The sequence below is a fragment of the Duganella sp. GW821-FHT01E12 genome (assembly GCF_059422325.1).
Genome location: NZ_JBWKWR010000009.1, coordinates 155,687 through 181,503, shown reverse-complemented (window position 1 = coordinate 181,503; position 25,817 = coordinate 155,687). Strand labels below are relative to the sequence as shown.

The window sequence follows — 25,817 nt, the reverse complement described above, 5'->3', positions numbered from 1 at the left end:
AGGTTACTCCGTTAACTAGTTCTCTTAACCAAGCGCGGCGTGGTTACGGTGCATCACGACCACGTTTTGTTCAGCATTCTTTTGCTTCTGTTGATCGACCAGATCCTGCAGGGACACGGAATCGAGGTAATCGACCATTTTTTCGTTCAGCGTGGCCCACAGTTCGTGGGTCATGCAGCGTGCGCCGCTGGCGGCGTCCGCGCCGTGGCAGTTTTCCTTGCCGCCGCACTGGGTCGCATCGAGCGGCTCATCGACGGCGATGATGATGTCGGCCACGGTGACCTTGTCGGCGCGGCGCGCCAGACTGTAGCCGCCGCCCGGGCCACGGATCGATTCGACGATCTCGTGGCGGCGCAGCTTGCCGAACAACTGCTCCAGGTAGGACAGCGAGATGGCCTGGCGCTGGCTGATGCCGGAGAGCGTGACCGGGCCTTTGCCTTGGCGCAAAGCCAGATCGATCATCGCAGTCACAGCAAAACGGCCTTTGGTGGTCAGACGCATCACTACCTCGGTTCAACTAGGTTAAAATATCGACCTCATCGCTAATCACGGTGTTGCTTAAGCGCTGATTAGTTGATCGATTTAGTCAAGTATACCAAACTTTAACAAAGTTTGCCGGGAGAGCCTTTTGCCAGAAGGGTTACTTACCGTTTCAACAACTCCATCGGCTGAAACAGCTGTTGCATGTCCCGGTTGCCGATGAAACTCAGGTTGTAGGGGTGTTCCGCCACTATGCGCGGGAATTTCTGCATGACCGGCAGTTTGCTCAAAAGTTCAGCGATCTTCCCCCACAACACCATCGTCGGCGTGGCGGCCGCCTGCGCGGCCAGGCCGGCCATCACGGTCTCGAAAAACGGCAGCCAGGCCTTGGCGTCCTTGGCCGGCGCGACGTGGCTGCGGAACACCAACGATGCGTTCAGCAGCAAAAACCCCTGTTGGATCAATTTCTGCTGCATCTCGGCCAGCGACTGGATGTGGTTTTCCGATCCGCTGCGGGCACGGGCGGCGACGGCGGCCATCGCCTCGCCGGCGGTGTTGTCCGGCGCCAGCTGGCCGTCGGCCACCAACAACATCTTCATGAAATTGCGCAGCGAGGTGGCCTTGTTGACCGGCTTGGAGAGACCGCCGCCCTGCTCTTCCGACCACAGGCTGCCGACCGCGCCGTCCATGAAGCAGACGCCGGTGGCACTCTCGGCGCGCGGATACGGACCCTCGCCCACCAGCACGTAGCGCACCTGCTGCAACGGCAATGCGAAGGCGGCGAACAGGCGTTGTTCGGTCGGCAGGTACTGGTCATCGGCCAATTGCGGCAGATAGTCGGGCGTGGCGGCCATCATGGCTTCCAGCCCCTGCACCAGCAACGGATGCCAGGAAACATCTGCGCGCGCCAGCGCATCGAGGATCGGAGTCGGGATCGTCATAAAAGAATAGCCGTTGGGGAAAGGCGAGATTGTAGCGCCGAACGGTGCTGCAGCCGGGTTTGCAAAGATTCGTACGCCCGCAAAGATATCAGCGACACGAATACTTTTTTGCTTGACCTCCTTCGGCTATTGCAACAGCTTATGCGCAGCTCCCTGCGCGCGCAGCCAATCGAATACCTGCAGGACAATCTCCGAACGGGCTTGCTCCGCCACGCCCGACAGCCACCAGGTGGCGCCGGGCACACGCTGATATCCGGGCAGGACGTGCAAACGCCCGGACGCCAGGCTGGCGTCCGCCAGTAGGCGCGGCAGGCAGGCTATCCCGCGCCCGTCCAGGGTGGCGTCCAGCAAAAGACGCGCATCGTCATAAATCGCCCGCTTGCGAAAGCGCGCCAACGGCCCCAGAAATAGCGGCGCCGTGGCATCGCCGGTCAGGCTTTCCTCCAGGCAGACCAGATCCACGTGCAGATGGTGCTGCGCCTGCGGCACGCCGGCCAGCCGCGCCGCCAGCTCGCTGTTCGCCACCAGCAGCCATTCATCCTGCAGCAATGGGATTTCCTGCAAGCCCGGCTGCAAGATGGGCCGGTCGCTGATGGCCATGTCGACATCGATTTCATCGACAAACCGTGCGCTTTCATCCACCGACAGCAGCAGGCACAACTCGGGCAGTTGTGCCTCCAGCGTGCGCAGCCGTGGCTGCAGCCAGCCATGCAGCAGCGGCGCCGGGCATACCAGCACCACCAGCCCCGGATCGAGGTAGGTGGCGATGCGCCCCATACCGCTGCGCAGGACGGTGAGCGAGCGCTGCACGCTGCGCAGCAGCACCTCGCCGGCCACCGTCAGCTCAACACCCCGTCCCGCGCGGCGAAACAAAGGCTGCTTGATTTGCTCTTCCAACTGCTGGACCTGGTGGCTGATAGCCGACTGTGTCACATGCAATTCGTCCGCCGCACGCGAGAAATTGCCGTGGCGAGCCGCCGCCTCAAAGCCCATCAAAAGTTTCAGTGAGGGAATACGATGCTCTGACATATGAGGAAACCTAATATATTTAGCCAAATTATATCATTTGTTCTCATGTCTCTATCCGTCCACAATGCCGTTCCTGTCAATCAATCAAAGGATGGATGATGAATACACGCCGATACTTCTTACGCAATTGCCTGGCCGGCGGCAGCGCGCTGGCCATGGGCGGCATGCTGGCCGCCTGTGGCGGTGGCGGCGCCGACGCCGCTGGAACCGTTCCGGTCACGCCGCCTGCTGGCGCCGGCGGCAACAACGGCGCGGCAAACAACTCCGACATCTGGCACATGCCCGACGAGGCAGAAGCCCACAGGGCGACGTGGATGGCATACGGCGCCTCCAGCGCCATCTGGACGCGGGCGCAAGTGCCACAAGTGCAACGGGCGCTGGTGCGCATCGCCAACGCTATCGCAGCCTACGAACCGGTCAAGATGCTGGTGCGTCAGGACGAGCTGGCAAGCGCGCGGCAATTGCTCGACGCCCGCGTTACGCTGATCCCCGCAGAACTGGACGACCTGTGGATACGCGACACCGGACCTGTCTTCGTGCGCAAGCCGAATGGCGAACGGGCCGGCGTTAAATTCAACTTCAATGGCTGGGGCAACAAGCAGCAGTTCGGCAAGGACAGGCAAGTGGCCGACCTGGTCTGTGCCCGCGCCCAAGTGCCGCTGCTGGCCACGCGCCTGGTGCTGGAAGGCGGCGCGTTGGAAGTCGATGGCAAAGGCACGGTCATCGTCACGGAAAGCTGCGTGTTGAACCCGAGCCGCAACCCGGATTGGAGCAAGGCCGAGTGCGAAGCGGAGCTGCGCCGTCTGCTGGGCATCCGCAAGGTGATCTGGCTGCCCGGCATCATGAACAAGGACATCACCGATGGCCACACAGACTTTTACGCGCGCTTTGTGCGTCCCGGCGTGGTGATCGCCCACCGCGATATGGACCCGGAATCGTACGACTACGCGCTGACCCGCCGCCACCTGGACATCTTGCGTGGCGCCACCGACGCCGACAACCAGCCATTGCAGATCGTCGCGGTCGATGGCCCCGGCCAGATTAGGCCGGGCAACAATCCGAATACCTTCGCCGCCGGCTACATCAATTACTATGCGACCAAGGGCGCCATCTTCATACCCGAGTTCGGCGATGCACAAGCCGATGCCAGGGCCAGGGCGCAATACGTGGACCTGTACCCGGGGCGCGCGGTCGTCCAGATCAATATCGATCCCATCGCGGCCGGTGGCGGCGGCATCCATTGCACCACGCAGCAGGAAATTGCATAAAACAGGAGACGATCATGCTACGGCGACAATTTCTCACCGGCGCCATGGGCCTGATGTCCGGCGCCGCCAGCGGCCTGCCCGCACTGCCTGCCATGGCCGCAAGCGAAGGCTGGCGCATGCCCGACGAAGGCGAGCGCCATGCCGCCACCTGGATGGCCTTCGGCGCCAACGACGAAATATGGGGCAAGCGCCTGAAGGCCGGCGCCCAGGCGAACCTGGCGCACATCGCGCAAACCATCGCAAGCGTCGAACCGGTGCACATGCTGGTCAACGAGGAAGACTACGAACTGGCGGCCCGCCTGTGCGGCAACAAGGTCAAGTTGTTGGTGCAGCCAATAGACGACTTATGGATGCGCGACACCGGCGCAGTTTTCGTCAGGAAGGCTGGCAGCGCGCTGGCCGGCGTCAACTTCAACTTCAATGGCTGGGGCAAAAAACAGGACTACCATGACGATGCGCGAGTGGCCGCCTTCATGGCCGCACGCGCCGGCGCGGCCGCGCTGGAAAGCAGCCTGGTGCTCGAAGGCGGCGGCATCGAGGTCGATGGCTGCGGCACGGCCATCATCACGGAAAGCTGCGTACTGAATGCCAACCGCAATCCAGGCGTCAGCAAGGCAAGGTGCGAACAGGAACTGCACCGCGTGTTGGGCATCGACAAAGTCATCTGGCTGCCCGGCGTCGCCGGCCAGGACATCACCGATGGCCATACCGATTTCTATGCGCGCTTTTGCGCACCTGGCGTGGTCGTGGCCGGTTTCGAAAGCGACCCGTCCTCGGCCGAACACGCCGTCACCCAGCGCCACCTCGCGCTACTGCGCAAGGCCACCGACGCCCGCGGCCGTCCGCTGCAGGTGGTGGTCTTGCCGGGGCCGGCCGACGTCCGCCCGCAATACAGCAACCAGGCGTTCGCCGCCGGCTATATCAACTTCTACGTCTGCAACGGCGCCGTGCTGTGCCCGGATTTCGGCGACGCCAAAGCCGACCGCAACACGAAAGCCATCTTGCGCGAGCAATTTCCCGGACGCGACATCGTGCAATTGAATATCGACGCCATCGCGGCCGGTGGCGGCGGCATCCATTGCACCACGCAGCAACAGCCGGCGTAAGCTCTGCAGCCCGCTACCCGAGGCTTGCTCTGCTGAGGCGTCGTCGCCGCCAAACTTGCAAAAGTTGAAATTTTCCAGCACTATTTGCTACGTTCCCGTCAATTTATATGCAATCCGAACCGTGCGAGGATTTTGTGGCGACTCCCGACATCTCCCGATTGAAAATAGAGCGCGGCGCTCCCGCGCAGGTTCAAGGGCTGCGCACCAAACGCCGCCGATGGATCCGGATCGCGGTGATCCTGCTGGTGCTCGCGGTCGGCGGCAAGATCGCCATGAGCCAGTTCAGCGGCAAGAGCAGCGTGGACACCGTGACCGTGGCGCAGACCTATCCGTCGCAGAGCTACACCCTGCTCAACGCCACTGGCTACGTGGTGGCGCAGCGCAAGGCGGCGCTGTCGTCCAAGGCCACCGGCCGGCTGGAGTGGCTGGGCGTGCTCGAAGGCAGCAAGGTCAAGAAGGACGAGGTCATCGCGCGGCTGGAGAACCGCGACGTCAGCGCTTCGCTGGGCCAGGCGCAGGCCAACGTCAAGGTGGCGCAGGCCAACCTGGAACAGGGCCAGGCCGAGCTGCTCGACGCCCAGGCCAACTTCAAGCGCACCGCCGAGCTGCTGAACCAGAAATTCATCACCGCCTCCGCCTACGACACCGCGCAGGCGCGGCTGGCCAAGGCCAAGGCCAACATCGCCGGCTTCAACGCCGCCATCGCCGCCGCCAAGGCCAACGCGCAGGTGGCGCAGGTGGCGCTGGACCAGACGGTGATCCGCGCGCCGTTCGACGGCGTGATCCTGACCAAGAGCGCCAACGTCGGCGACAACATCACGCCCTTCTCCTCCGCCGCCGACAGCAAGGGCGCGGTGGTCACCATCGCCGACATGGACACGCTGGAGGTGGAGGCCGACGTCTCCGAATCGAACCTCAGCAAGATCCGCGTCGACCAGCCGACCGAGATCCTGCTCGACGCCTTCCCCGAGCTGCACCTGGCAGGCACCGTCTCGCGCATGGTGCCGACCATGGACCGCAGCAAGGCGACCTTGCTGGTCAAGGTGCGCTTCGTCGACCACGATCCGCGCGTGCTGCCGGACATGAGCGCCAAGGTGGCCTTCCTGTCGAAAGCCGTGCCGCCGGAGGACAAGCAGGCCGTGACGGCCGTGCAGCCGGCCGCCATCGCCACGCGCGACGGCAAGCCGGTGGTGTTCGTGCTCGATGGCGAGAAGGTGAAGCAAGTGCCCGTCACGCAGGGCCGCAAGCTCGGCGACCTGACCGAAGTCAAGGGCGTCAAGCCCGGCGACAAGGTGGTGCTGGCGCCGGACGCCAAGCTGCACGACGGCGCCTCCGTCAGCCTGGCGAAAAAATAAGATGAGCGAACCACTGGTACTGATCGAACACCTGGTCAAGTCCTACCGCCGCGGCGACCAGGTGGTGGAGGTGCTGCGCGATATCAGCCTGTCGATACCGGCCGGCGATTTCACGGCGCTGATGGGCCCTTCCGGCTCCGGCAAGAGCACGCTGCTCAACCTCATCGCCGGCATCGACAAGCCCGATCGCGGCGTGCTGCGCATCGCGGGCCTGGACATCGCCGGCATGAGCGAGAGCGACCTGGCGCACTGGCGCTCGACCAACGTCGGCTTCATCTTCCAGTTCTACAACCTGATGCCGGTGCTGTCGGCGTTCGAGAACGTGGAGCTGCCGCTGCTGCTCACGCCCCTGTCGCGGCGCGAACGGCGCGAGCGCGTGGAGCTGACGCTGGAGATGGTCAACCTGGCCGACCGCATGGACCACACGCCGAACGAACTGTCCGGCGGCCAGCAGCAGCGCGTGGCCATCGCCCGCGCCATCGTCAGCGACCCGACGCTGATCGTGGCCGACGAGCCGACCGGCGACTTGGACCGCAACTCGGCGGCCGAGATCCTGGTGCTGCTGCAGCAGCTGAACCAGCAGCTGGGCAAGACCATCATCATGGTCACGCACGACGCCAACGCGGCGGCGCAGGCGCGCCACATGATCCATCTCGACAAAGGCGAACTGCTCGCCGGCGAGCTGGTTTAAGGCGCTCCATGTACACATTGCGGCTGATCTTCAAGAACGCCATGCGCCACAAGCTGCGCACCTCGTTGACCATACTCGGCCTGGTGGTGGCGATCTTTTCCTTCGGCCTGTTGCAGACGGTGGTCGACGCGTGGTACGCCGGCGCCGAGGGCGCGTCCAACACCACGCTGGTCACGCGCAACAAGACCTCGCTGGTGTTCCCGCTGCCGCTGTCCTACCAGGCGCGCATCCGCGCGGTGCAGGGCGTGTCCGGGGTCGGCTTCGCCAATTGGTTCCAGGGCACCTACAAGGATCCGAAGAACTTCTTCGCGCAGTTCGCCATCTCCGGCGAGAGCTATCTGAACATCTATCCCGACTACCTGCTGCCGCCCGAGCAGCGCGCCGCCTTCCTCAAGGACCGCAAGGACTGCATCGTCGGCCGCAAGCTGGCCGACCAATACGGCTTCAAGGTCGGCGACATCATCCCGCTCAAGGGCACCATCTATCCGGGCAACTGGGAGCTGGTGGTGCGCGGCATCTACGACGGCAGGCAAAGCACCACCAACACCTCCACCCTGTTCTTCCACTGGGACTACGTCAACGAGACGATGAAGAAGGTGGCGCCGCGCCGCGCCAACCAGATTGGCGTGTACGTGGTGCAGATCGACCAGCCGGAGAACGCCGCCGGCATCTCCGCCGCCGTCGACAAGGAGTTCGCCAATTCGCTGGCCGAGACGCTGACCGAAACCGAGAAGGCGTTCCAACTGGGCTTCGTGTCGATGTCGGAGGCGATCGTGGTGGCTATCCGCGTGGTGTCCTTTGTGGTGATCATCATCATCGGCGCGGTGATGGCCAACACCATGGCCATGAGCGCGCGCGAGCGGCTGGGCGAGTACGCCACGCTGAAGGCGCTCGGCTTCGGCCCCGGCTTCCTGGCGCTGATGATCTTCGGCGAATCGCTGCTGCTGGCGGCGTTCGGCGCGGCCATCGGCATCGTCATCCTGTTCCCGTTCGCCAGCTTCCTCGGCAAGGTGATGGGCACCATGTTCCCGGTGTTCGAGGTGTCGCGGCTGACGGTGCTGCAGCAGGTGCTGGCGGCGCTGGTCATCGGCGCGCTGGCCGCCATCGCGCCGACCATCCGCGCAGTGCGCATCAACATCGTCGACGGCTTGAGGAGCATAGGTTGAAGATCCCGCTCTCATACGTGGCCCGCAATCTGTGGGCGCGCCGCCTGACCACCACGCTCACCGGCGCCGGCCTGGCGCTGGTGGTGTTCGTGTTCGCCACGGTGCTGATGCTCGACGAGGGCCTGCGCAACACCATGGTCACCACCGGCGAATACGACAACGTGATTCTGATCCGCCGCTCGGCCGACACCGAGGTGCAGAGCGGCATAGACCGCACCCAGGCCAGCATCGCCTCGAGCCACCCTGCCATCGCGCTCGGCGCCGACGGCCAGCCCTTGCTGTCGAAGGAAACGGTGGTGCTCATCTCGCTCAACAAGCGCGGCTCGGCCAAGCCGTCCAACGTGATCATCCGCGGCATCTCGCCGCGCGGCCTGATGCTGCGGCCGCAGGTGAAGCTGACGGCGGGCCGCATGTTCCGCCCCGGCGCCTCCGAGATCATCGCCGGCGCCAGCATCGCGCGCCGCTTCGAGGGCGCAGGCATCGGCGAGACGCTGCGCTTCGGCCAGCGCGAGTGGACCGTGGTCGGCCTGTTCGACGCCGGCAACAGCGGCTTCGACTCCGAGATCTGGGGCGACGCCGACCAGCTGATGCCGGCCTTCCGCCGCAACGCCTACTCGGCCATGGTGCTGCGGCTGGCCGACACCTCGCTGTTCGACGTCTTCAAGAAGGACATCGAGGCCGACCAGCGCCTGACGCTCGACGCCAAGCGCGAACAGACCTTCTACTCCGACCAGTCGAAGGCGCTGTCAACCTTCATCAGCGTGCTGGGGCTGATCCTGTCGATCATCTTCTCGATCGGCGCGATGATAGGCGCCACCATCACCATGTACGCCTCGGTCGCCAACCGCGTCGGCGAGATCGGCACCTTGCGTGCGCTGGGCTTCCAGCGCCGCAGCATCCTGGCCGCCTTCCTGGCCGAGTCGATGCTGCTGGCGGTGCTGGGTGGCGCGCTGGGCCTGGCCTGCGCCTCGCTGATGCAGTTCCTGTCCTTCTCGACCACCAATTTCCAGTCCTTCTCCGAGCTGGCCTTCGGCTTCCGCCTGACGCCCGCCATCGTGGTCAAAACGCTCATGTTTTCGCTGGCGATGGGCATGGTCGGCGGCTTCCTGCCGGCGCTGCGCGCGGCCCGCATGAAAATCGTCGACGCCCTGCGCGCCGCGTGACCGACAAGGCCCGCATCCGGCCCGCGCCGGCAACAATGGCGCGGGAAAGCGTGCTAGACTTTCCAAAGTGCAAAGTTCGCCGTCCGCGCCTTTTTTGCCGTGTAAATCATCGCCGACCATGCCGCACAGGGATCATCCATTTGCCGCGCAGGGAATCGGGTCGCGCCAGCTCTGGCGCCGGCTGCTGCTCGGTTGCGCGCTGCTGGCGTGGGCGCTGGCGGCGATGGCCGCGCCGACGTGGGCCGCAGGCGAGCGCAAGGTGCTGGTGCTGTATTCTCTGGGTTCCGATTCCGCGTCTGCCTGGCAGACGCTGATCCACAAAGGCCTGTCGGCCGAACTGGCCGACAAGCACCAGACCTCCGCCCTGGGCATCTTCGAAGAACGCTTCGACGCCGTGCGGGTCGGCGACGAGCAGGCGCTGGCCGGCATGGAGCAGTACCTGCGCACCAAGTACGCGCATATCAAGTTCGACGCCATCATCACGGAGAACTACGTGGCGGCGCGCTTCCTCAGCGAACACCCGGACCTGTTCCACGGCGTGCCGCGCCACTACCTGAACCACGGGCGCCTGAACTGGTCGCCGTCCGACGGCGTGGCCTACCAGGTGCAGGCCAGCTTCGAACGCGCCATCGGCGTCATTCCGCAGGTGGCGCCGGAGGTGCGGCATGTGGTGGTGATTGGCGACAGCACGGAGCGCATGCAGGAATCGGTAAGCGGCGTGCGCGACGCGGCCGGCATCTACGCGCGGCAACTGAGCTTCGAATACTGGGACCGTCTGACCTACGCCGATATCTTCCGCCGAGCCGCGCTGCTGCGGCCCGGCAGCGCCATCTTTCTGCTGCCCACCTATCACGACAGCACCGGCGCGCGCCGCCGGCCGGTGGACATTGCGCGCCAGCTGGTGGCCACCACCCAGGTGCCGATCTTCACCAACTGGGAGGCCATCGTGGTGCCCGGCGTGGTGGGCGGCTACGTGGTCAGCGCCGAGCGCATAGGGCGCGCCATCGCCGCCATCCTGATGCAGCAGAAGCCCGATATCGCCGGCATTCCCGGCTACCTGTTCGATTACGGCGCCGCGCAGCGCTTCCACTTGCAGAACATTCCGCCGGCGGCGCAATGGGTCAACCGTCCGCGCAGCGTGTTCGAGCAATACCTGTGGCAGATACTGGTCGGGCTCACGCTGATCGTGCTCCAAGGCCTGTTGATTTCGGCGCTGATCGTCGCGCTTCGCGGCCGGCGCCAGACGCTGCTCGCGCTGCACGATGAGCGCAATCAGCTGGAGGCACGCGTGATGCAGCGCACGCTGGAACTGATGGTGGCCAACACCAAGCTCGAACAGCTGGCCACCACCGATCCATTGACCGGCATCGGCAACCGCCGCCGCATGACGGAGCAGATCAACAAGGAGCTGGAACGCAGCCGCCGCTTCAAGCATCCGCTGTCGCTGCTGATGGTCGACATCGACCACTTCAAGAATGTCAACGATATCTACGGCCACGAGGCGGGCGACCGCGCCATCGTGGCGGTGGCGCGGGCGCTGGCGGGCGGCATGCGCAATATCGACATGGCCTCGCGCTTTGGCGGCGAGGAGTTCGTGCTGCTGATGCCGGAAACCGAGATCGACGTCGCCAGCGGCGCCGCCGAGCGGCTACGGGCCGATGTCGCCATGCTGCGCATCGAGGGCGACAACGGCGAGCAGATCACGCTCACCGTCAGCATCGGCGTGGCCTCGTCGACGCCGGAGGGGGCGCCGGACAGCGCGTCGTCGCTGATCTCGCGGGCCGACAAGGCGCTCTACCAGGCCAAGCACGAAGGGCGCGACCGCGTGGTCAGCGCCTGATCCGGCGGCTTGCACGGCAGGCAAACACGAATCATTATCATTTGCATTGACATTTACCTTTGCACAAGATAATGTTTCGCGTTCCTTCCCGGCTACCGCAATCAAACAATGAAAACAGTTTTGAAACCACTTCCCCTGCTGCTGGCAGGCCTCGTTTTTTCCGCGCAGGCGCAGGACATCCCAACCATGCAGCAGGTGACCGTGACCGGCACCAGCGACGGCCTGGCCGCCGGCGCCAGCGGCACCAAGGCCCAGGGCAGCCTGCTCGACGCGCCGCAATCGGTCAGCGTCGTCACCCAGGAAAATCTGCGCAACCGCGCGGCGCTGACCAGCAAGGACGCGCTGGACTACGTCAGCAGCGTGGTGGCCGGCCAGGGCGAAGGCCGCCGCGACGAGTTCTACATCCGCGGCTTCTACTCGCTGCGCGACACCAGCCTCGATGGCGTGCGCGATGACACGCTGTATTCGCGCGACCTGGCGACGGTCGAGAAGATCGAAGTGATCAAGGGCGCGGCGGCGGCGCTGTATGGACGCGGCTCGGCCGGTGGCTTGATCAACCGCGTGAGCAAGCAGCCGCGCGCCAAGCAGGAAACCGAAGTCTCGGCCACGCTGGGATCGGACAACGAACGGCGCGTGAGCGTCGACGCCGGCGGTGCGCTGAGCGGCGCCGTCAACGGCCGCCTGATCGCCGTGTACGACACCGGCGACAGCTACCGCGACGTGGTCGAACACACGCGCAAGCTGCTGGCGCCCTCGGTGAAGTTCGCGCTGTCGCCGGCCACCTCGCTGCTGCTGCAGGCCGAGGTGCAGCGCGAGGACCGCACGCCGGATCGCGGCGTGCCGTCGCTGGCGGGCCGTCCGGTGTCGGTGGCGCCGTCGACCTTCTACGGCGAGAGCTACGACTACACCAGCACCGACAGCGACATGGCGAAGGTCAAGCTGGAACACCGCTTCAACGACCGTCTGACGCTGGAAAACACCTTCCAGTACAGCCGCACCGAGCTTGAAGGCGTGAACACCCGCAACCGCCGCGTCAATGCGGACAACACCGTGTCGCGCCAGATCACCTATTTCCCGCAGACGCAGCGCAACCTGATCAACCAGACCGAGTTGGCTTACACGCTGGACCGGCATGCGCTGCTGGCCGGGGTGGAGCTGTCGGACCAGAAGCGCGACGTGGTCACCGCGCAAACCGGCATCGCCTTTCCGGTGAACCTGTACGCGCCGCAGCATGTACTACCCGCGCCCAACCTGAGCGCCCTGCCGGTGGCGCTGAACAACGCGTTCACGGCCAAGACGCAGGCGTTGTACCTGCAGGACCAGATCAGCATCGCGCCGCAATGGAAGGCGCTGGCGGGCGTGCGCTTCGACCGCTTCCAGCAGGAGCAGACCAACCGCCTGACCAAGGTGTTCAGCGAGCGCACCGACAACGTGGTCTCGCCGCGCGCGGGCGTGGTGTACCAGCCGATCGAGGGACAGTCGTGGTATCTGAACCTGAGCCGCTCGTCGCAGCCGGGCGGCGGCGACCTGCTCTACACCGGCAGCACGCCGCTGTCGCAGGTCAAGCCGTTGCAGACAGATTTGCAGGAGGTGGGCTACAAGCAGGAGTGGCTGGGCGGGCGCGTGTCCACCACCGCCGCGCTGTTCCGCATCGAACAGCGCAACCAGCTGACGCTGGACCCGAGCGATCCGGCCGGCCTGCGCCAGCTGCAGGTCGGCAAGCAGCGCAACCAGGGCGTGGAGCTTGAGCTGCAAGGCGCGCTGTGGCAAGGCGGCCGTCTGAACGCGTCCTACACCTACAACGACGCGCGCATCGTAGCGTCCAACGATATCCCGAGCGGCAACCGGGCGGAGATGACGCCGCGCCATCGCGCATCGCTGTGGGTGGACCAGGAACTGGGCGGCGCGTGGAGCGCGGGCCTGGGCGTGCTGCTCAGCGGCGACCAGTTCGCGCTGTCCGACAACGCGGTGCGCCTGCCCGGCTACGGCCGCGTGGACGCGGCGCTGAGCTATCGCGCCAAGCAGTATGAGCTGCGGTTCAAGTTGAACAACGTCGGCAATGCGCGTTTCTACGAATCGGCCATCAACAACGTGCAGATCCAACCGGGCGCCTCGCGCAACGCGAGCGTGACGCTGACCACCCGGTTCTGATTCCGCCGGCGCCTATTCGGCGTCCGGCTGTTGCGACGGGTGCGCCTGCTGGAAGGCGGGCAGCTCGCCGCAGGCGGCGTGGATGCGCATGACGGTCGGATAAGGCGTCATGTCCACGCCGAAGCGCTGGGCGCTGAACACCTGCGGCACCAGGCAGCAATCGGCCAGCGTCGGCGTGTCGCCGTGGCAGTAGCGGCCGGTGCGCGTGTCGTCGGCCAGCATGCGCTCCAAGGTCGCCAGGCCAAGCTGCAGCCAGTGCTGCTGCCATTCCAGCTTGACCTCTTCGCTCACCTTCAACTGCCCCTTCAGGTACTTCAACACACGCAGGTTGCCCAGCGGGTGGGTGTCGGCGGCCACCGTCAGCGCCAGCGCGCGCACGCGGGCGCGGTCGGCCGCACCGGACGGCAGCAGCGGCGCTTGCGGGCGCGTCTCCTCCAGATACTCGATGATGGCCAGCGACTGGCCGATCACGCTGCCGTCGTCGTCCAGCGTCGGCAACAGCGCCGATGGATTGAGCGCGCGGTAGCTGTCGGTGAGCTGTTCGCCGCCGTCACGCAGCAGATGGACCGGCACGGCATCGTAGGCCAGGCCTTTGAGGTTGAGCGCAATGCGCACACGGTAGGCGGCGGAACTGCGGAAGTAGGTATAAAGCTTCATGCGAAATCTCGTTCTAAAATTGTGGCTGGCTGCGGACGGTCCATCAACCACAGCATGATGGCCGACAGCAGCGCCGGCACGGCGGCGATCACGAAGATGGTGCTGTTCGGCCAATTCATGCGTATCAGCTCACCGCCCAGCACCGGGCCGATAATGGAGCCAACGCGGCCCACGCCGAGGCTCCAGCCGATGCCGGTGGAGCGCAGCGTGGTCGGATAGTAGTTGGCCGCCAGCGCGTTGACGGCGGGCTGGCCGCCGACGATGCAGAAGCCCGCCACCAGGATCGCCAGGCACAGGAAGGCCAGCGACGCTTCCGGACGGCCGATCAGCACAATCGCCACGGCCGCCACCAGGAAGCCCGGTATCAGCACGCTGCGGAAGCTGGAGCGGTCGATCAGTTGGCCCATCATCAGCGTGCCGATGGTGCCGCCGACCGGCAGGATGGTGCCGGCCAATACCGCCATGCTGGTCGACAGGCCCGCGCCCTTGAGGATGGTGGGCAGCCAGTTCGATAAAAAGTACAGGTTGAGCAGGTTGAGGAAGTTGACCAGCCAAAGCAGCACGGTGGTGCGTGCGCGGCCTTCACGGAACAGCTCCGCCACGGAGCCGCGCTTGCCGGCCTTTTCATGCACCAGGTAGCGGCTGTCCGCATGCACGGCGGCCGATGGATCGATGCGGCGCAGCCACTGCGCCACGCGCTCCACGCGCTTGCCGCTCAGGACCACGTACTGCATCGATTCCGGCAGCAGGAAGATCATCAGCAGTCCGATCGCCAGCGGCATCGCGCCGCCGACGTAGAACACCGATTGCCAGCCGTACGAAGGAATCAGCGCGGCGGAAGCCAGGCCGCCAACCACGGCGCCCACGGTGAAGCCGCAGGAGACCAGCATCATCAAGGTGACGCGGCGGCGCATCGGGCTGTACTCGCCGGCCAGCGCCATCACATTCGGCATGATGGCGCCCAGGCCGATGCCGGTGACGAAGCGCAGCCATTGCAGCTGTTCGAGCGTGGTGCACGAAGGCGTGAGCAGCATACAGACCGAGAAGAACATGGTGGCGCCGATCAGCACCGGACGGCGGCCGATTTTATCTGCCATCACGCTGAACACCAGCGAGCCGGCCAGCATGCCGAGCAGGCCGGCGCCGAACACCGGACCAAGACTGGCTTTGCTGACATGCCACTCCTGGATGATGGCCGGCGCCACATAGCCCATCGCCTGCACGTCGAAGCCGTCCATCAGGATGCACAGGCCGCACAGCATATAGACGCCGACCTGGAAGGCGCCGATTTTGCTTTTGTCGATGAGCGCGGGGATATCTATTTGTTGTTCCATCTTTGTCTCCTCCTGCCTCGCCGGCGCTTTAGCTGCGCTCTTGGTAGTGCGTGACGGTTTGCTCGATGGCGCCGAAGATGCTGGCGCCCTGCTCGTCCTTCATCTCGATGCGCACGCTGTCGCCGAATTTGAGGAAGCCGGTCTGCGGCTTGCCGCTTTCGATGGTCTCGTACATACGCACTTCGGCCAGGCAGCAGTAACCCACGCCGCCATTGGCGATGCTCGATCCATGCAGGCTGCCCTGCTTATTCGACACGGTGCCGGAACCGATGATGGTGCCGGCCGCCAGCTCGCGCGTGGCGGCGGCGTGCGCCACCAGTTGCGCGAAGTTGAAGGTCATGTCCTCGCCGGCGTTCGGCTTGCCGAAGGGCTGCTTGTTCAGGTCGACCAGCAGCGGCAGATGCAGCTTGGTATCGGCCCAGTGCGCGCCCAGTTCCTCCGGCGTGACGGCCACCGGCGAGAAGGCGCTGGCGGCTTTCGACTGGAAGAAGCCGAAGCCCTTGGCCAGTTCGTTCGGAATCAGATTGCGCAGCGAGACGTCGTTGACCAGCATGACCAGGCGGATCGCCTTGGCGCAATCGGCGGGGCTGGCGCCCATGCGCACGTCGCCGGTGATGACGGCCACTTCGGCCTCCAGGTCGATGCCCCATTCTTCCGACAACGCGAAGATCGGATCGCGCGGGCCGATGAAGCTGTCGGAGCCGCCCTGATACATCAGCGGGTCGGTGTAGAAGGATGCCGGCACTTCGGCGTTGCGCGCCTTGCGCACCAGCTCAACGTGGTTGATGTAGGCCGAGCCGTCCGCCCATTGATAGGCGCGCGGCAGCGGCGAGTGGCAGTACTGCTGGTCGAACGGATGGGTGTCGATGGCGTCGCCGGCGTTCAGCGATGCATAGACTTGTTCCAGCGCCGGCGAGACCAGCTCCCAGTTGTCCAGCGCGTGCTGCAGCGTGGCGGAGATTTTCGGTACGTGCTGGTAGCGCGACAGATCGCGGCTGACCACCACCAAGCGGCCGTCGCGGCTGCCGTCCTTCAGGGTTGCGAGCTTCATGCCTTCACCTCCGGTGCATGCATCCAGGCGGCGTGCTTGGGCGCCTTGCGGGTCTGCGACCATTCTTCCAGCATCTCCCACTTGACAGCGTCGAGGCGCTGCATCATCTCCGGCGTGCCGGTGTTGACCGCCAGTTCGAGGCGGTGGCCGTTCGGGTCGAAGAAGTAGATCGATTTGAAGATGGTGTGGTTGATCGGGCCGATCACGCTGATGCCGGCGGCCACCAGGCGCTCCTTGGCGGCCAGCAGTTCTTCCATGCTCTCCACTTCCAGCGCCAGGTGCTGCACCCAGGCCGGGGTGTTGTGGTCGCGGTCCATCGGCGCCTGGGTCGGCAGCTCGAAGAAGGCCAGCACGTTGCCGTGGCCGGCGTCCAGGAACACGTGCATGTACGGGTCCGGTGCCTTGGTGGATGGGACTTCGTCTTCGGCGATGGCCAGCACGAAGTCCATGTTCAGGTGTTTGACGTACCACTCGACGGTCTGCTTGGCGTCGATGCAGCGGTAGGCTACGTGGTGAATTTGCTTGATTTTCATGTTTGTCTCCAACTGGGGCATTCCACATTAAATGCGAATTTCAGATATCATACAAACGATATTTTCCAGCTCACTTATCAGATTTCCCGATGAATCCTAGTTTGCGCCAGATGCGCGCCCTGGTGGCGCTCGCCAAGACCGGCAGCTTTACGCTGGCCGCCGAACACCTCAATGTGACGCAATCGGCGCTCAGCGGGCAGATCAAGGAGCTGGAGCAGATGCTGGGGGTGCGCGTGGTCGAGCGTACCACGCGCAAGGCGCAACTGTCGGAGATCGGCCGCGAGCTCACGCCGCTGTTCGAGAAGATGCTGCAGGACCTGGACCGTGCCATGGCCGACATCGCCAACCGCAAGGCGCTCAAGCAGGGCTCTGTGCGGGTGGCGGCGCCGCAGATGCTGTCCTGCACGCTCATTCCGGAGGTGATCGCAGCCTACAAGGCGCGCTATCCGGACGTGCAGGTGCGGCTGGCCGACAGCCCGGTGGAGATGGTGTCGGCGCGCGTGTTCAGCGGCGAGGCCGACTTCGGCATCGGCCCGGATCGCGACACCACCGCCGAGATCGAGGCGCAGCCGCTGTTCGAGATGCCGTTCGTGGTGGTGTATCCGCCCGGCCATGCGCTGGAGCGGCGCAAGCGCATCACCTGGGCCGACGTCAACGAGTTCCCCTTGATCTCGCTGCAAGGACAGTTCACCGAGCGGCTGTTGCGCGACATGCATGCGTCGTTCCGCGAGCAGTCGCTCAGTCCGTACAACGAGGTGACCTTCATGACCACGGCGCTGGCCATGGTGCACGCGCGGCTGGGCATCACGGTCTGCCTGCCGTATGCGGAAAAAATGGTGGAGCTGTACGGCCTGAGGATGCGGCCGCTGGAATCGCCGGCGCTGACGCGGCGCTTCTTCGTCTACACGCGCAACGCGCGGGCGCTGTCCCCCGCCGCCGAGAGCTTCGTCGCCTTCCTGCAGGAGTTTGCCGCTTCGCATCACTGGAATGTGCCGCAGGGCTGAAGGTTTTATAATTGACCTATGACAGCAGATACCATCGCCATCAATCAACAGATGGACCAATTCGACGGCCACCACAGCGTCTGGCTGTTCGGCTACGGCTCGCTGATTTACAAGGCCGACTTCCCTTACCTTGAGCGCCGCCCGGCCAGCATCGCCAACTGGACGCGGCGCTTCTGGCAGGGCTCGCACGACCATCGCGGCACGCCGGAGGCGCCGGGCCGGGTGGTGACCATCATCGAGGAGCCCGGCGCGGTCTGCCACGGCATGGCCTACCTGATCACGCCGGAAGTGTTCGCGCACCTGGACCATCGCGAGAAGAACGGCTACCTGCGGCTGGCGATCGCCATCGCGTTCGAGGACGGCGGCAGCGTGGAGGGCCTGGTCTACGTCGCCACGCCGGACAACACGGCCTTCCTCGGCGAGGCGTCGGAGCAGGAGATCGCGCGCCATATCGCCCGCTCCGCCGGCCCCAGCGGGCCGAACAGCGACTATCTGAACCACCTCGCCAACGCGCTGCGCGAGCTGGGCCGGCATGACCGGCACGTGTTCGAGATTGAGCGCCATCTGGCCGCGCTGAAGAACCATCAACCCTAACGATAACGAGGCAACGCCATATGACCCATATCGACCAGCGCCGCCGCACCCTCTGCATGCAACTCCTCGGCGGCCTCGCCGGTCTGGCCATCGACGGCACCGTCAAGGCCCGGCCTTCGGTGGACGAAGCGGCCCGGGTCTTCCGGCTCGACGGGGCGGGCGTCACGTATGCCTTCGGGGTCAACAGCGACGGGCAGTTGCAGTCGATGTACTGGGGCAGCGCCCTGTCGGACGAGGACAGGCTGGCGGCGCCGGTGCCGGTGCCGGAAAACTCCTCCAATGAAATGCCGGTCACGCTCACGCCGTTTGAATTCCCGGGCTTCGGCGGCGGCCTGACCGTGGAACCGGCGCTGAAGGCGACGTTCCCGGACGGCGTGCGCGACCTCGTCTTGCGCTATCTGAGTCACCAGTTCGACAAGGACCGGATCGTGGTGAGGCTGAAAGACACCAGCCGCGCCGTGTATGTGACCCTCACCTATGCGATGGATGCGGCGACAGGCATCCTGGCCCGCTCGGCCGTGGTGGAAAACCGCACGCCCGGCTGGATTCAGCTCGACCAGATGGCGGCAGCGAGCATCAATCTGCCGTTCCGGGATGACTACCGCCTTTCCTACCTCACCGGGCGTTGGGGCGGAGAATTCGCATTGCAGACGCGGGCGATCGAGCCGGGCTCCACCGTGATCGAAAGCCGCAAGGGCGTCACCTCCCACCAGGCCAATCCGTGGATCGCAATCAGCCACGCCGGCACGGAAGAAGAATCGGGCCCCGTGTGGTTCGGCGCGCTGGGATGGAGCGGTGCCTGGCGCATCCACGTCGATATGGATGCGCTGGGCGGCGTGCGCACGACCGCCGGCTACAACCCCTTCGACTTCGCCTATCGCCTGAAGCCGGGGGAGAGCCTGGCTTCGCCTGTGTTCCACGCGGGGTATTCCGAAGGCGGCTTCGGTGGAGCTTCGCGCCTGTTCCACCGCTACCAGCGCGAGCGCATCCTGCCTGGCGCGCCGCAGCCGCGGCTGCGCCCCATCCTCTACAACTCATGGGAGGCGACCACGTTCGCCGTCGATGAAGCCGGACAGGTGGCGCTGGCGGAAAAGGCCGCAAGCATAGGCGTCGAGCGTTTCGTGGTCGACGATGGCTGGTTCGGCGCGCGCAACAGCGACAAGGCCGGCCTGGGCGACTGGTTCGTCAACCGGCAAAAATTCCCGAACGGACTGGCGCCGCTGATCAAGCGGGTCAATGCGCTCGGCATGGAGTTTGGCCTGTGGGTGGAGCCCGAAATGGTCAACCCGGACAGCGACTTGTATCGCGCCCATCCGGACTGGGTCATCAACTTCAAGGGCCGGCCGCGCAGCGAGGCCCGCAACCAGCTGGTGCTGAACCTGGCGCGCCAGGATGTGTACGAGCACCTGCTGACCGTGCTCGACCGGCTCCTCGCGGACCATGACATCGCCTTCCTCAAGTGGGACCACAACCGCGCGTGGTCGGAGCCGGGCTGGCCGGAGGCGGCGCCCGGCGAGCAGCAGAAGCTGTATGTCCGCTACGTGGAGAACCTGTACAAGCTGCTGGCCGAACTGCGCCGGCGCCATCCGCACATCGAGATCGAATCGTGCGCCAGCGGCGGCGGCCGGGTGGACCTCGGCATCATGGCGCTGACCGACCAGGTCTGGACATCCGACAATACCGATCCATTCGACCGGCTGCTGATCCAGGACGGCTTCAGCCACGCCTATGCGCCGGGGATCATGATGGCCTGGGTGACCGATGCGCCGAACTACCTCAACAAGCGCGTCACGTCGCTGGAATACCGCTTCCTGTCGTCGATGCAGGGCGCGCTGGGTATCGGCGCCAACCTGAATCACTGGCAGGAAGAGGATTTCGCGAAGGCGAAGCGCCTGGTCGCGGAATACAAGACTATCCGCTCGACGGTGCAGCGGGGGAACCTCTACCGTCTGGTGTCGCCGCAGCGCGGAGCGGCGCGCTCGGCCACGTTGTCCGTGGCGCAGGATGGCAAGCAGGCCGTGCTGTTCGCGTTCCTGCACTCCGGCGGCAGGCGCGATCCGCAGCCGCGCATCCAGCTGCGCGGGCTCGATCCGCAGCGGAACTATACGCTGCGGGCGATTTCCGGCAATGCGACGGCGCAGACACCACGAGTTGCCAGCGGCGCTTACTGGATGGGACGCGGAATCGATGTCGTGCTGGAAGGGGATTTCCAGGCTGCCGGCTTTGTGCTCGACGGGGTTTGACACCGCACGGCACCGCGGACGGCACTAGTTCAGGCTGGCGAGGTAGGCGCACAGCATGTCGGCCAGCGCGTCCGAGTAGACTTGGATCTCTTCGTCCGTGCGCGGCGTTTCCGAGAATTGCTTGCCGACCGAACTGAAGGTCGTCATCACGAGGTCGCCCGCCAGCGCGCGCACGCTGTCCGGCGACGTTGGCAGCACTTCGCGCATGAATACCTCGATGATGCCGTCGATTGCCGTGCGCGCTTCGTGCGACTCGGGCGTGTCCCGATAGTACGGGGCGGCGTCGTTGAGCGCGGTGCGCATCTCGGCTTCCTCGCACTCCGAGCGCAGGAAGGCGTGGACCAGCGTGCGCAGCCTTTCCAGCGGCGGCTTTTGCAGGTCTTGCAGGATGTTGATCAGCATCTCGGTGGTCTGGCGCCACTCGTCCGCCTGCAGCCGGAACAGGATGGACGCCTTGTTCGGAAAGTACTGGTACACCGATCCCACGCTCACGCCGGCACGCTCCGCCACCCTCGTGGTGGTGAAGCGGCGCACGCCCTCCTTCGCCAAAACCTGAATAGCCGCTTCGAGTATGGCCGAAACCAGGTCGGCCGAGCGCGCCTGTTTGGGCTTGCGGCGCGAGGTGATGCTGGATTTTGCGGGGTCTGACATGGGGGCGCCTTGGAATGCGAATATGAAATGTGAAGGATTCTTCATATTATATCCATTCTTCTTTTGAAAGGAATCACCATGACAACCCTGACCACCAATCCCGTCGCGTCCCTGCTCGACCGCCTGTTTGCCGAAGCCGATGCCGTGCAGATCGCCGCGATTCCGGCCGTCGCCGAATTGTCCAAGGGCAAACGCGACCGTCTGATGCACAGCAAGACGGAATACCTCAACCTCTACCATCGGCTGAAGGACGTGCCGCTGCCGGTGTCGCGCCAGACCGGCGAATTGCTGTACATGCTGGCGCGCAACTGCAAGGCCCGCAATGTGGTCGAGTTCGGTACGTCGTTCGGCATCTCGACCTTGTACCTGGCCGCGGCCCTGCGCGACAACGGCGGCGGCCATCTGATCACCAGCGAGTTCGAACCATCCAAGGTGGAGCGGGCGCGCGGCCATCTGGAGGAAGGCGGCCTGCTCGACCTGGTGGACATCCGCGCCGGCGATGCGCTGGAGACGCTCGCGACCAACCTGCCGGAACAGATCGACCTGCTGCTGCTCGACGGCGCCAAGGCGCTCTACCCCGAGATCCTCGGCCTGGTGCGCAGCCGCCTGCGGCCGGGCGCGCTCATCATCGCGGACAACGCCGACATGAACCCGGACTATGTGGCCATGGTGCGTTCGCCCGCATCAGGCTATATGTCGCTGCCGTTCGCGGAGGATGTCGAGCTCTCCATCAAGCTGGGCTGACGTCAGAACAAGTCCATCTGGCCGGCATCGGCCGCCTTGGCGCGCGCGCCCAGCGGCGGCACCACCAGCGGACGCGTGAACTGCGACGCATCCATGTTGTGGAAGCGGCTGCCGCGCCCGGTCAGGCCGAGTCGCTCGGTGGCGATCTTGAAGCGCTGACGTATCAACTCGGCCCACACGCCCTCGCCCTTCATGCGGGCGCCGAAGTTGCTGTCGTAGTCTTTGCCGCCGCGCATTTCACGCACGCGGTTCATCACGCGTTGCGCCCGCTCGGGGAAGTGTGCCTGCAGCCACTGGTGGAACAGCGGCGCCACTTCCCACGGCAGGCGCAGCACCGTGTAGTGGGCGCTGACGGCGCCGGCCTCCTTGACCGCCTCCAGGATGCGCTCCAGGTCGGGCTCGGTGACGAAGGGGATGATGGGCGCGACGCTCACCGCGACCGGAATGCCGGCGTCGGTCAGCGTGCGTATCGTACGCAGGCGGCGCGCCGGTGCGGCCGCGCGCGGCTCCAGCGTGCGCGCGATGGCCGGGTCCAGCGTGGTCAGCGTGATGGCGACGCCGGCCTGTTCCCTGGCCGCCATCGCCGACAGGATGTCGATGTCGCGCTCGATCAGCGAGGACTTGGTGATCAGGCCGACCGGATGCTGGCATTCCTGCAGCACCTCCAGCACGCGACGGGTGAGCTTGCGTTCGCGCTCGCAGGGCTGGTAGGCGTCCGTGTTGACGCCGAGCGCGATCGAGGACGGTTCGTAGCTGGCCTTGGCCAGTTCGCGCCGCAACACTTCCGGCGCGTTGACCTTGGCGAAGATTTTGCTCTCGAAGTCCATACCCGGCGACAGGCCCAGATAGCTGTGCGTGGGCCGCGCGAAGCAGTAAATGCAGCCGTGCTCGCAACCCCGGTAGGGATTGAGCGAGACGCTGAACGGCAAGTCCGGCGAGGCGTTGCGGCTGAGGATGGACTTGCAGAGCTCGTCCGTCACTTGCGTCTTCCACGGCGCGGCCTCCTCGTCCTCGCGCTCCCAGCCGTCGTCGTACGCCTCGCGCACGTTGACCTCGAAGCGGCCCTGCAGGTTCGACACCGCGCCACGGCCCTTCTGCGCCTTCAGCGAAGGCGGCGGCAGCATCACATGCTCTTGATTATTTTCATCGTGGGACATCGCGGCACCAAACTACTGTATACATGTACAGTATTCTATGCGCTTGAAATCGCGATATCAAGCGAAATGTCAATCGCGCGGGGCTGCTGCCTTGGGGGCAACGTGGTCAAGCTGGTATCATTCAGGACTTCCGGGGGATGGAATTCCCCGCGCCTTGCGCGCCCCCAACCCACACCTCGCCAGGATGCCGCCGATGCGGCGCCCCGGCTCACCCGATACGAGCACACAAACATGAACAATTCGAGCCAACCATTGCCGTCTTTTTTTAGCCGGATATCGATCGCGATCGGCGCCTTCTTCCGCGCCCTGTCCGACGCCGACTACGCAGCGCGCCTGACGCGCATCGACGAGGCACCGCAGCCGGCCGCCGCGCCGGTGGCCACGCCCGCACCGAAGCCAGCGCCGGCCCCCGCGCCGCTGCGCGTGGCCACGCCGGATGCGGCCTTGCAGCTTCTGAGCCTGTTCCAGCGCGAGGCGCGCCTGATCGACTTCACCCAAGAGAATCTGAGCGCCTATTCCGACGCCGACATCGGCGCCGCCGCGCGCGTGGTGCATGAGGGCTGCAGCAAGGTGCTGCGCGAGCACTTCACCATCGAGGCGGTGCGCAGCGAGGCCGAAGGCAGCCGCATCGTGCTGGAAGAAGGCTTCGACGCCAGCGCCGTGCGCCTGACCGGCAACGTGGTCGGCAGCGCGCCGTTCCGCGGCGCCTTGAGCCATCGCGGCTGGCGCGCCTCCAATGTGCGCCTGCCGAAACTGGCGGAAGCGCACGACGCCTCCATCCTGGCGCCGGCGGAGGTGGAATTATGAGCGATCCACGCTACGCCATCGGCATCGACCTTGGCACCACGCACAGCGCGTTGTCCTATGTGGACCTGGGCGCCAGCGATGGCGAGAAAACCCAGCACGGCGTGCTGGCCATTCCGCAGCTGACCGCACCAGGCACGGTGGAAGAGCTGCCGCTGCTGCCGTCCTTCCTTTACCTGCCGCACGCGGACGAACTGGCGCCGGGCGAATTGAGCCTGCCATGGCCGCAGTCGCCGGAAGAACAGACCAGCGTGGCCGGCGAGATGGCGCGCAGCCGTGGCGCCACCACGCCTATCCGCCTGGTCTCCAGCGCCAAGAGCTGGTTGAGCCATCCCGGCGTGGACCGCCGCTCCGCCCTGCTGCCGAACGACGCGCCGGAAGAAGTGTCGCGCGTCTCGCCGCTGGAAGCGTCCACGCGCTACCTGACGCACCTGCGCAAGGCGTGGGAGCAGGCCTACCCCGACGCGCCGTTCGGCGAACAGGCGGTGACGGTGACGATTCCCGCATCGTTCGACCCAGGCGCGCGCGAGCTGACGGCCGACGCGGCACGCGCCGCCGGCTACACCAACCTGACTTTGCTGGAAGAGCCGCAGGCGGCCCTGTACAGCTGGATCCAGGGCAGCGAAGGCCGCTGGCGCAAGGAAGTCAAACCGGGCGACATCATCCTGGTGGTGGACGTGGGCGGCGGCACCAGCGACTTTTCGCTGATCGCCGTGCTGGAACGCGACGGCGTGCTGGAACCGCACCGCATCGCGGTGGGCGACCATATCCTGCTGGGCGGCGACAATATGGACCTGGCGCTTGCGCACTTGGTGGCGCGCAAGCTGGCCGCCAACGGCACGCAGCTCGACGCGTGGCAGATGCGCGCGCTGACCTACGGCTGCCGCAGCGCCAAGGAAAAGCTGCTGGCCGATGCCAGCGTCGATACCTGGCCTATCGTGGTGCCGAGCCGCGGCTCGAAGCTGATCGGCGGTTCGATCCGCACCGAACTGACGCGCGACGAAGTGACCACCTTCATCCTCGACGGCTTCTTCCCGCAGGTGGATGCGTCGGCGCGTCCGGCGGTGCGCACGCGCGCGGGCCTGACGCAGCTTGGCCTGCCGTATGCGCAGGACGCGGGCATCACGCGCCATCTGGCGGCGTTCCTCGCACGCCAGCTCGGCGCCACCAGCGAACTGGAAGGCTACGCCGGCAAGCAAAGCGCCGACGCGACCTTCCTGCATCCGACGGCGGTGCTGTTCAACGGCGGCGTGTTCAAGTCGGAGCTGCTGGCGCAGCGCATCATGGGCACCATCAACGACTGGCTGTACATGGAAGGCTCCGAGCCAGCGCGCATGCTGGGCGGCGCGGACCTGGACCTGGCGGTGGCGCGCGGCGCGGCCTATTACAGCTACGTGCGGCGCGGCAGCGGCGTGCGCATTCGCGGCGGCACGGCGCGCGCCTACTACGTGGCGATCGAATCGTCGATGCCGGCCATCCCCGGCATGGAGCCGCCTATCCAGGCGCTGTGCGTGGCGCCGTTCGGCATGGAGGAAGGCAACGAGATCGAACTGCCGAACCAGGAATTCGGCCTGGTGGTCGGTGAGCCGGTGCAGTTCCGCTTCTTCGGTTCGTCGGTGCGCCGTCAGGACCAGATCGGCGATCTGCTGGACTTCTGGAGCGCCGATGAGCTGATCGAGTTGAACGAGATCCAGGCGACGCTGTCGACCGAGGGCCGCACGGTCAGCGACGTGGTGCAGGTCCGCCTGCATGCGATGGCGACCGAATCGGGCACGCTGGAGCTGCAAGCGGTGGCCAACGACGGCCAGCGCTGGAAGGTGGAGTTCGACGTGCGCGCGGGTGCCCAAGCCTGAGC

General features: G+C 65.5%; 23 protein-coding genes. 14 read left to right on the top strand and 9 right to left on the bottom strand.

What is annotated here, in order from left to right; all coding sequences use genetic code 11:
- Positions 1-24: 24 nt before the first annotated feature.
- From iscR to AC07WS_RS23075, 3 genes are all read right to left on the bottom strand, one after another.
- Entirely contained in the window at positions 25-501 is a 477-nt protein-coding gene (iscR, locus tag AC07WS_RS23085; RefSeq protein WP_008450513.1) for a Fe-S cluster assembly transcriptional regulator IscR, read from the bottom strand.
- A gap of 143 nt (positions 502-644) precedes the next feature.
- On the bottom strand, positions 645-1,421 hold the full coding sequence (locus AC07WS_RS23080) for a uracil-DNA glycosylase family protein (protein WP_494731333.1): 777 nt from the start codon (positions 1,419-1,421) through the stop codon (positions 645-647).
- 126 nt (positions 1,422-1,547) lie between these two features.
- The gene (locus AC07WS_RS23075) at positions 1,548-2,450 is read right to left on the bottom strand and encodes a LysR family transcriptional regulator (protein ID WP_494731332.1); all 903 of its coding nucleotides are present in this window, start codon (positions 2,448-2,450) and stop codon (positions 1,548-1,550) included.
- Between the two features lie 98 nt (positions 2,451-2,548).
- Between AC07WS_RS23075 and AC07WS_RS23070 the strand changes: the two genes are divergently transcribed.
- The 8 genes from AC07WS_RS23070 (at position 2,549) to AC07WS_RS23035 (ending at position 13,190) form a co-directional block, all read left to right on the top strand.
- Positions 2,549-3,718 (top strand): agmatine deiminase family protein, encoded by a 1,170-nt coding sequence (locus AC07WS_RS23070; protein WP_494731331.1) that lies wholly within the window; start codon positions 2,549-2,551, stop codon positions 3,716-3,718.
- A 14-nt stretch (positions 3,719-3,732) separates the two neighbouring features.
- Positions 3,733-4,824, top strand: a complete 1,092-nt coding sequence (locus tag AC07WS_RS23065) for an agmatine deiminase family protein (RefSeq protein WP_494731330.1) — start codon at positions 3,733-3,735, stop codon at positions 4,822-4,824.
- 134 nt (positions 4,825-4,958) lie between these two features.
- Positions 4,959-6,179: an efflux RND transporter periplasmic adaptor subunit gene (locus AC07WS_RS23060; RefSeq protein WP_494731329.1), complete on the top strand. Its 1,221-nt coding sequence runs from the start codon at positions 4,959-4,961 to the stop codon at positions 6,177-6,179.
- Between the two features lies 1 nt (position 6,180).
- Positions 6,181-6,870, top strand: a complete 690-nt coding sequence (locus tag AC07WS_RS23055) for an ABC transporter ATP-binding protein (RefSeq protein ID WP_494731328.1) — start codon at positions 6,181-6,183, stop codon at positions 6,868-6,870.
- Between the two features lie 8 nt (positions 6,871-6,878).
- Complete coding sequence (locus tag AC07WS_RS23050) at positions 6,879-8,036, top strand: ABC transporter permease (protein ID WP_494731327.1); 1,158 nt, start codon at positions 6,879-6,881, stop codon at positions 8,034-8,036.
- Complete coding sequence (locus tag AC07WS_RS23045) at positions 8,033-9,199, top strand: ABC transporter permease (RefSeq protein ID WP_494731326.1); 1,167 nt, start codon at positions 8,033-8,035, stop codon at positions 9,197-9,199. Before AC07WS_RS23050 ends, AC07WS_RS23045 begins: the two co-directional genes overlap by 4 nt.
- 118 nt (positions 9,200-9,317) lie before the next feature.
- On the top strand, positions 9,318-11,039 hold the full coding sequence (locus AC07WS_RS23040) for a diguanylate cyclase (protein ID WP_494731325.1): 1,722 nt from the start codon (positions 9,318-9,320) through the stop codon (positions 11,037-11,039).
- Between the two features lie 120 nt (positions 11,040-11,159).
- Complete coding sequence (locus AC07WS_RS23035) at positions 11,160-13,190, top strand: TonB-dependent receptor (protein WP_494731324.1); 2,031 nt, start codon at positions 11,160-11,162, stop codon at positions 13,188-13,190.
- Between the two features lie 12 nt (positions 13,191-13,202).
- On the opposite strand, the gene maiA is transcribed toward AC07WS_RS23035, so the two are convergent.
- Genes maiA through AC07WS_RS23015 form a run of 4 tightly spaced genes read right to left on the bottom strand, consistent with a single transcriptional unit; the run spans position 13,203 to position 16,765 of the window.
- A complete protein-coding gene (maiA, locus tag AC07WS_RS23030; RefSeq protein ID WP_494731323.1) occupies positions 13,203-13,847 on the bottom strand; it encodes a maleylacetoacetate isomerase in 645 nt (214 codons plus the stop codon).
- Complete coding sequence (locus AC07WS_RS23025) at positions 13,844-15,181, bottom strand: MFS transporter (protein ID WP_494731322.1); 1,338 nt, start codon at positions 15,179-15,181, stop codon at positions 13,844-13,846. Before AC07WS_RS23025 ends, maiA begins: the two co-directional genes overlap by 4 nt.
- 28 nt (positions 15,182-15,209) lie before the next feature.
- A complete protein-coding gene (locus AC07WS_RS23020; RefSeq protein ID WP_494731321.1) occupies positions 15,210-16,232 on the bottom strand; it encodes a fumarylacetoacetate hydrolase family protein in 1,023 nt (340 codons plus the stop codon).
- Positions 16,229-16,765, bottom strand: coding sequence for a VOC family protein (locus AC07WS_RS23015; RefSeq protein WP_494731320.1), 537 nt, complete (start codon positions 16,763-16,765; stop codon positions 16,229-16,231). The genes AC07WS_RS23020 and AC07WS_RS23015 overlap by 4 nt, the downstream gene beginning before the upstream one ends.
- 89 nt (positions 16,766-16,854) lie before the next feature.
- Here AC07WS_RS23015 and AC07WS_RS23010 point away from each other — a divergent pair, with 89 nt between their 5' ends.
- From AC07WS_RS23010 to AC07WS_RS23000, 3 genes are read left to right on the top strand one after another with little or no spacing between them, the layout of a single operon-like run.
- Complete coding sequence (locus AC07WS_RS23010) at positions 16,855-17,769, top strand: LysR family transcriptional regulator (RefSeq protein ID WP_494731319.1); 915 nt, start codon at positions 16,855-16,857, stop codon at positions 17,767-17,769.
- A gap of 18 nt (positions 17,770-17,787) precedes the next feature.
- A complete protein-coding gene (locus AC07WS_RS23005) occupies positions 17,788-18,363 on the top strand; it encodes a gamma-glutamylcyclotransferase (protein WP_494731318.1) in 576 nt (191 codons plus the stop codon).
- 20 nt (positions 18,364-18,383) lie between these two features.
- On the top strand, positions 18,384-20,606 hold the full coding sequence (locus tag AC07WS_RS23000) for an alpha-galactosidase (protein ID WP_494731317.1): 2,223 nt from the start codon (positions 18,384-18,386) through the stop codon (positions 20,604-20,606).
- Between the two features lie 24 nt (positions 20,607-20,630).
- On the opposite strand, the gene AC07WS_RS22995 is transcribed toward AC07WS_RS23000, so the two are convergent.
- Positions 20,631-21,257, bottom strand: a complete 627-nt coding sequence (locus tag AC07WS_RS22995; protein WP_494731316.1) for a TetR/AcrR family transcriptional regulator — start codon at positions 21,255-21,257, stop codon at positions 20,631-20,633.
- A 78-nt stretch (positions 21,258-21,335) separates the two neighbouring features.
- On the opposite strand from AC07WS_RS22995, the gene AC07WS_RS22990 reads away from it, so the two are divergent.
- Positions 21,336-22,001, top strand: a complete 666-nt coding sequence (locus AC07WS_RS22990; protein ID WP_494731315.1) for an O-methyltransferase — start codon at positions 21,336-21,338, stop codon at positions 21,999-22,001.
- Between the two features lie 2 nt (positions 22,002-22,003).
- Here the strand turns inward: AC07WS_RS22990 and AC07WS_RS22985 are convergent, their stop codons facing one another.
- Positions 22,004-23,158 (bottom strand): PA0069 family radical SAM protein, encoded by a 1,155-nt coding sequence (locus AC07WS_RS22985; protein ID WP_494731314.1) that lies wholly within the window; start codon positions 23,156-23,158, stop codon positions 22,004-22,006.
- A 231-nt stretch (positions 23,159-23,389) separates the two neighbouring features.
- Between AC07WS_RS22985 and AC07WS_RS22980 the strand changes: the two genes are divergently transcribed.
- Both AC07WS_RS22980 and AC07WS_RS22975 read left to right on the top strand, forming a co-directional pair.
- Positions 23,390-23,965: a DUF2760 domain-containing protein gene (locus tag AC07WS_RS22980; protein ID WP_176361929.1), complete on the top strand. Its 576-nt coding sequence runs from the start codon at positions 23,390-23,392 to the stop codon at positions 23,963-23,965.
- Positions 23,962-25,815 carry an Hsp70 family protein gene (locus AC07WS_RS22975; protein WP_494731313.1) on the top strand — a complete coding sequence of 618 codons (1,854 nt, stop codon included), beginning with the start codon at positions 23,962-23,964 and terminating at the stop codon, positions 25,813-25,815. The genes AC07WS_RS22980 and AC07WS_RS22975 overlap by 4 nt, the downstream gene beginning before the upstream one ends.
- Positions 25,816-25,817: the final 2 nt, after the last annotated feature.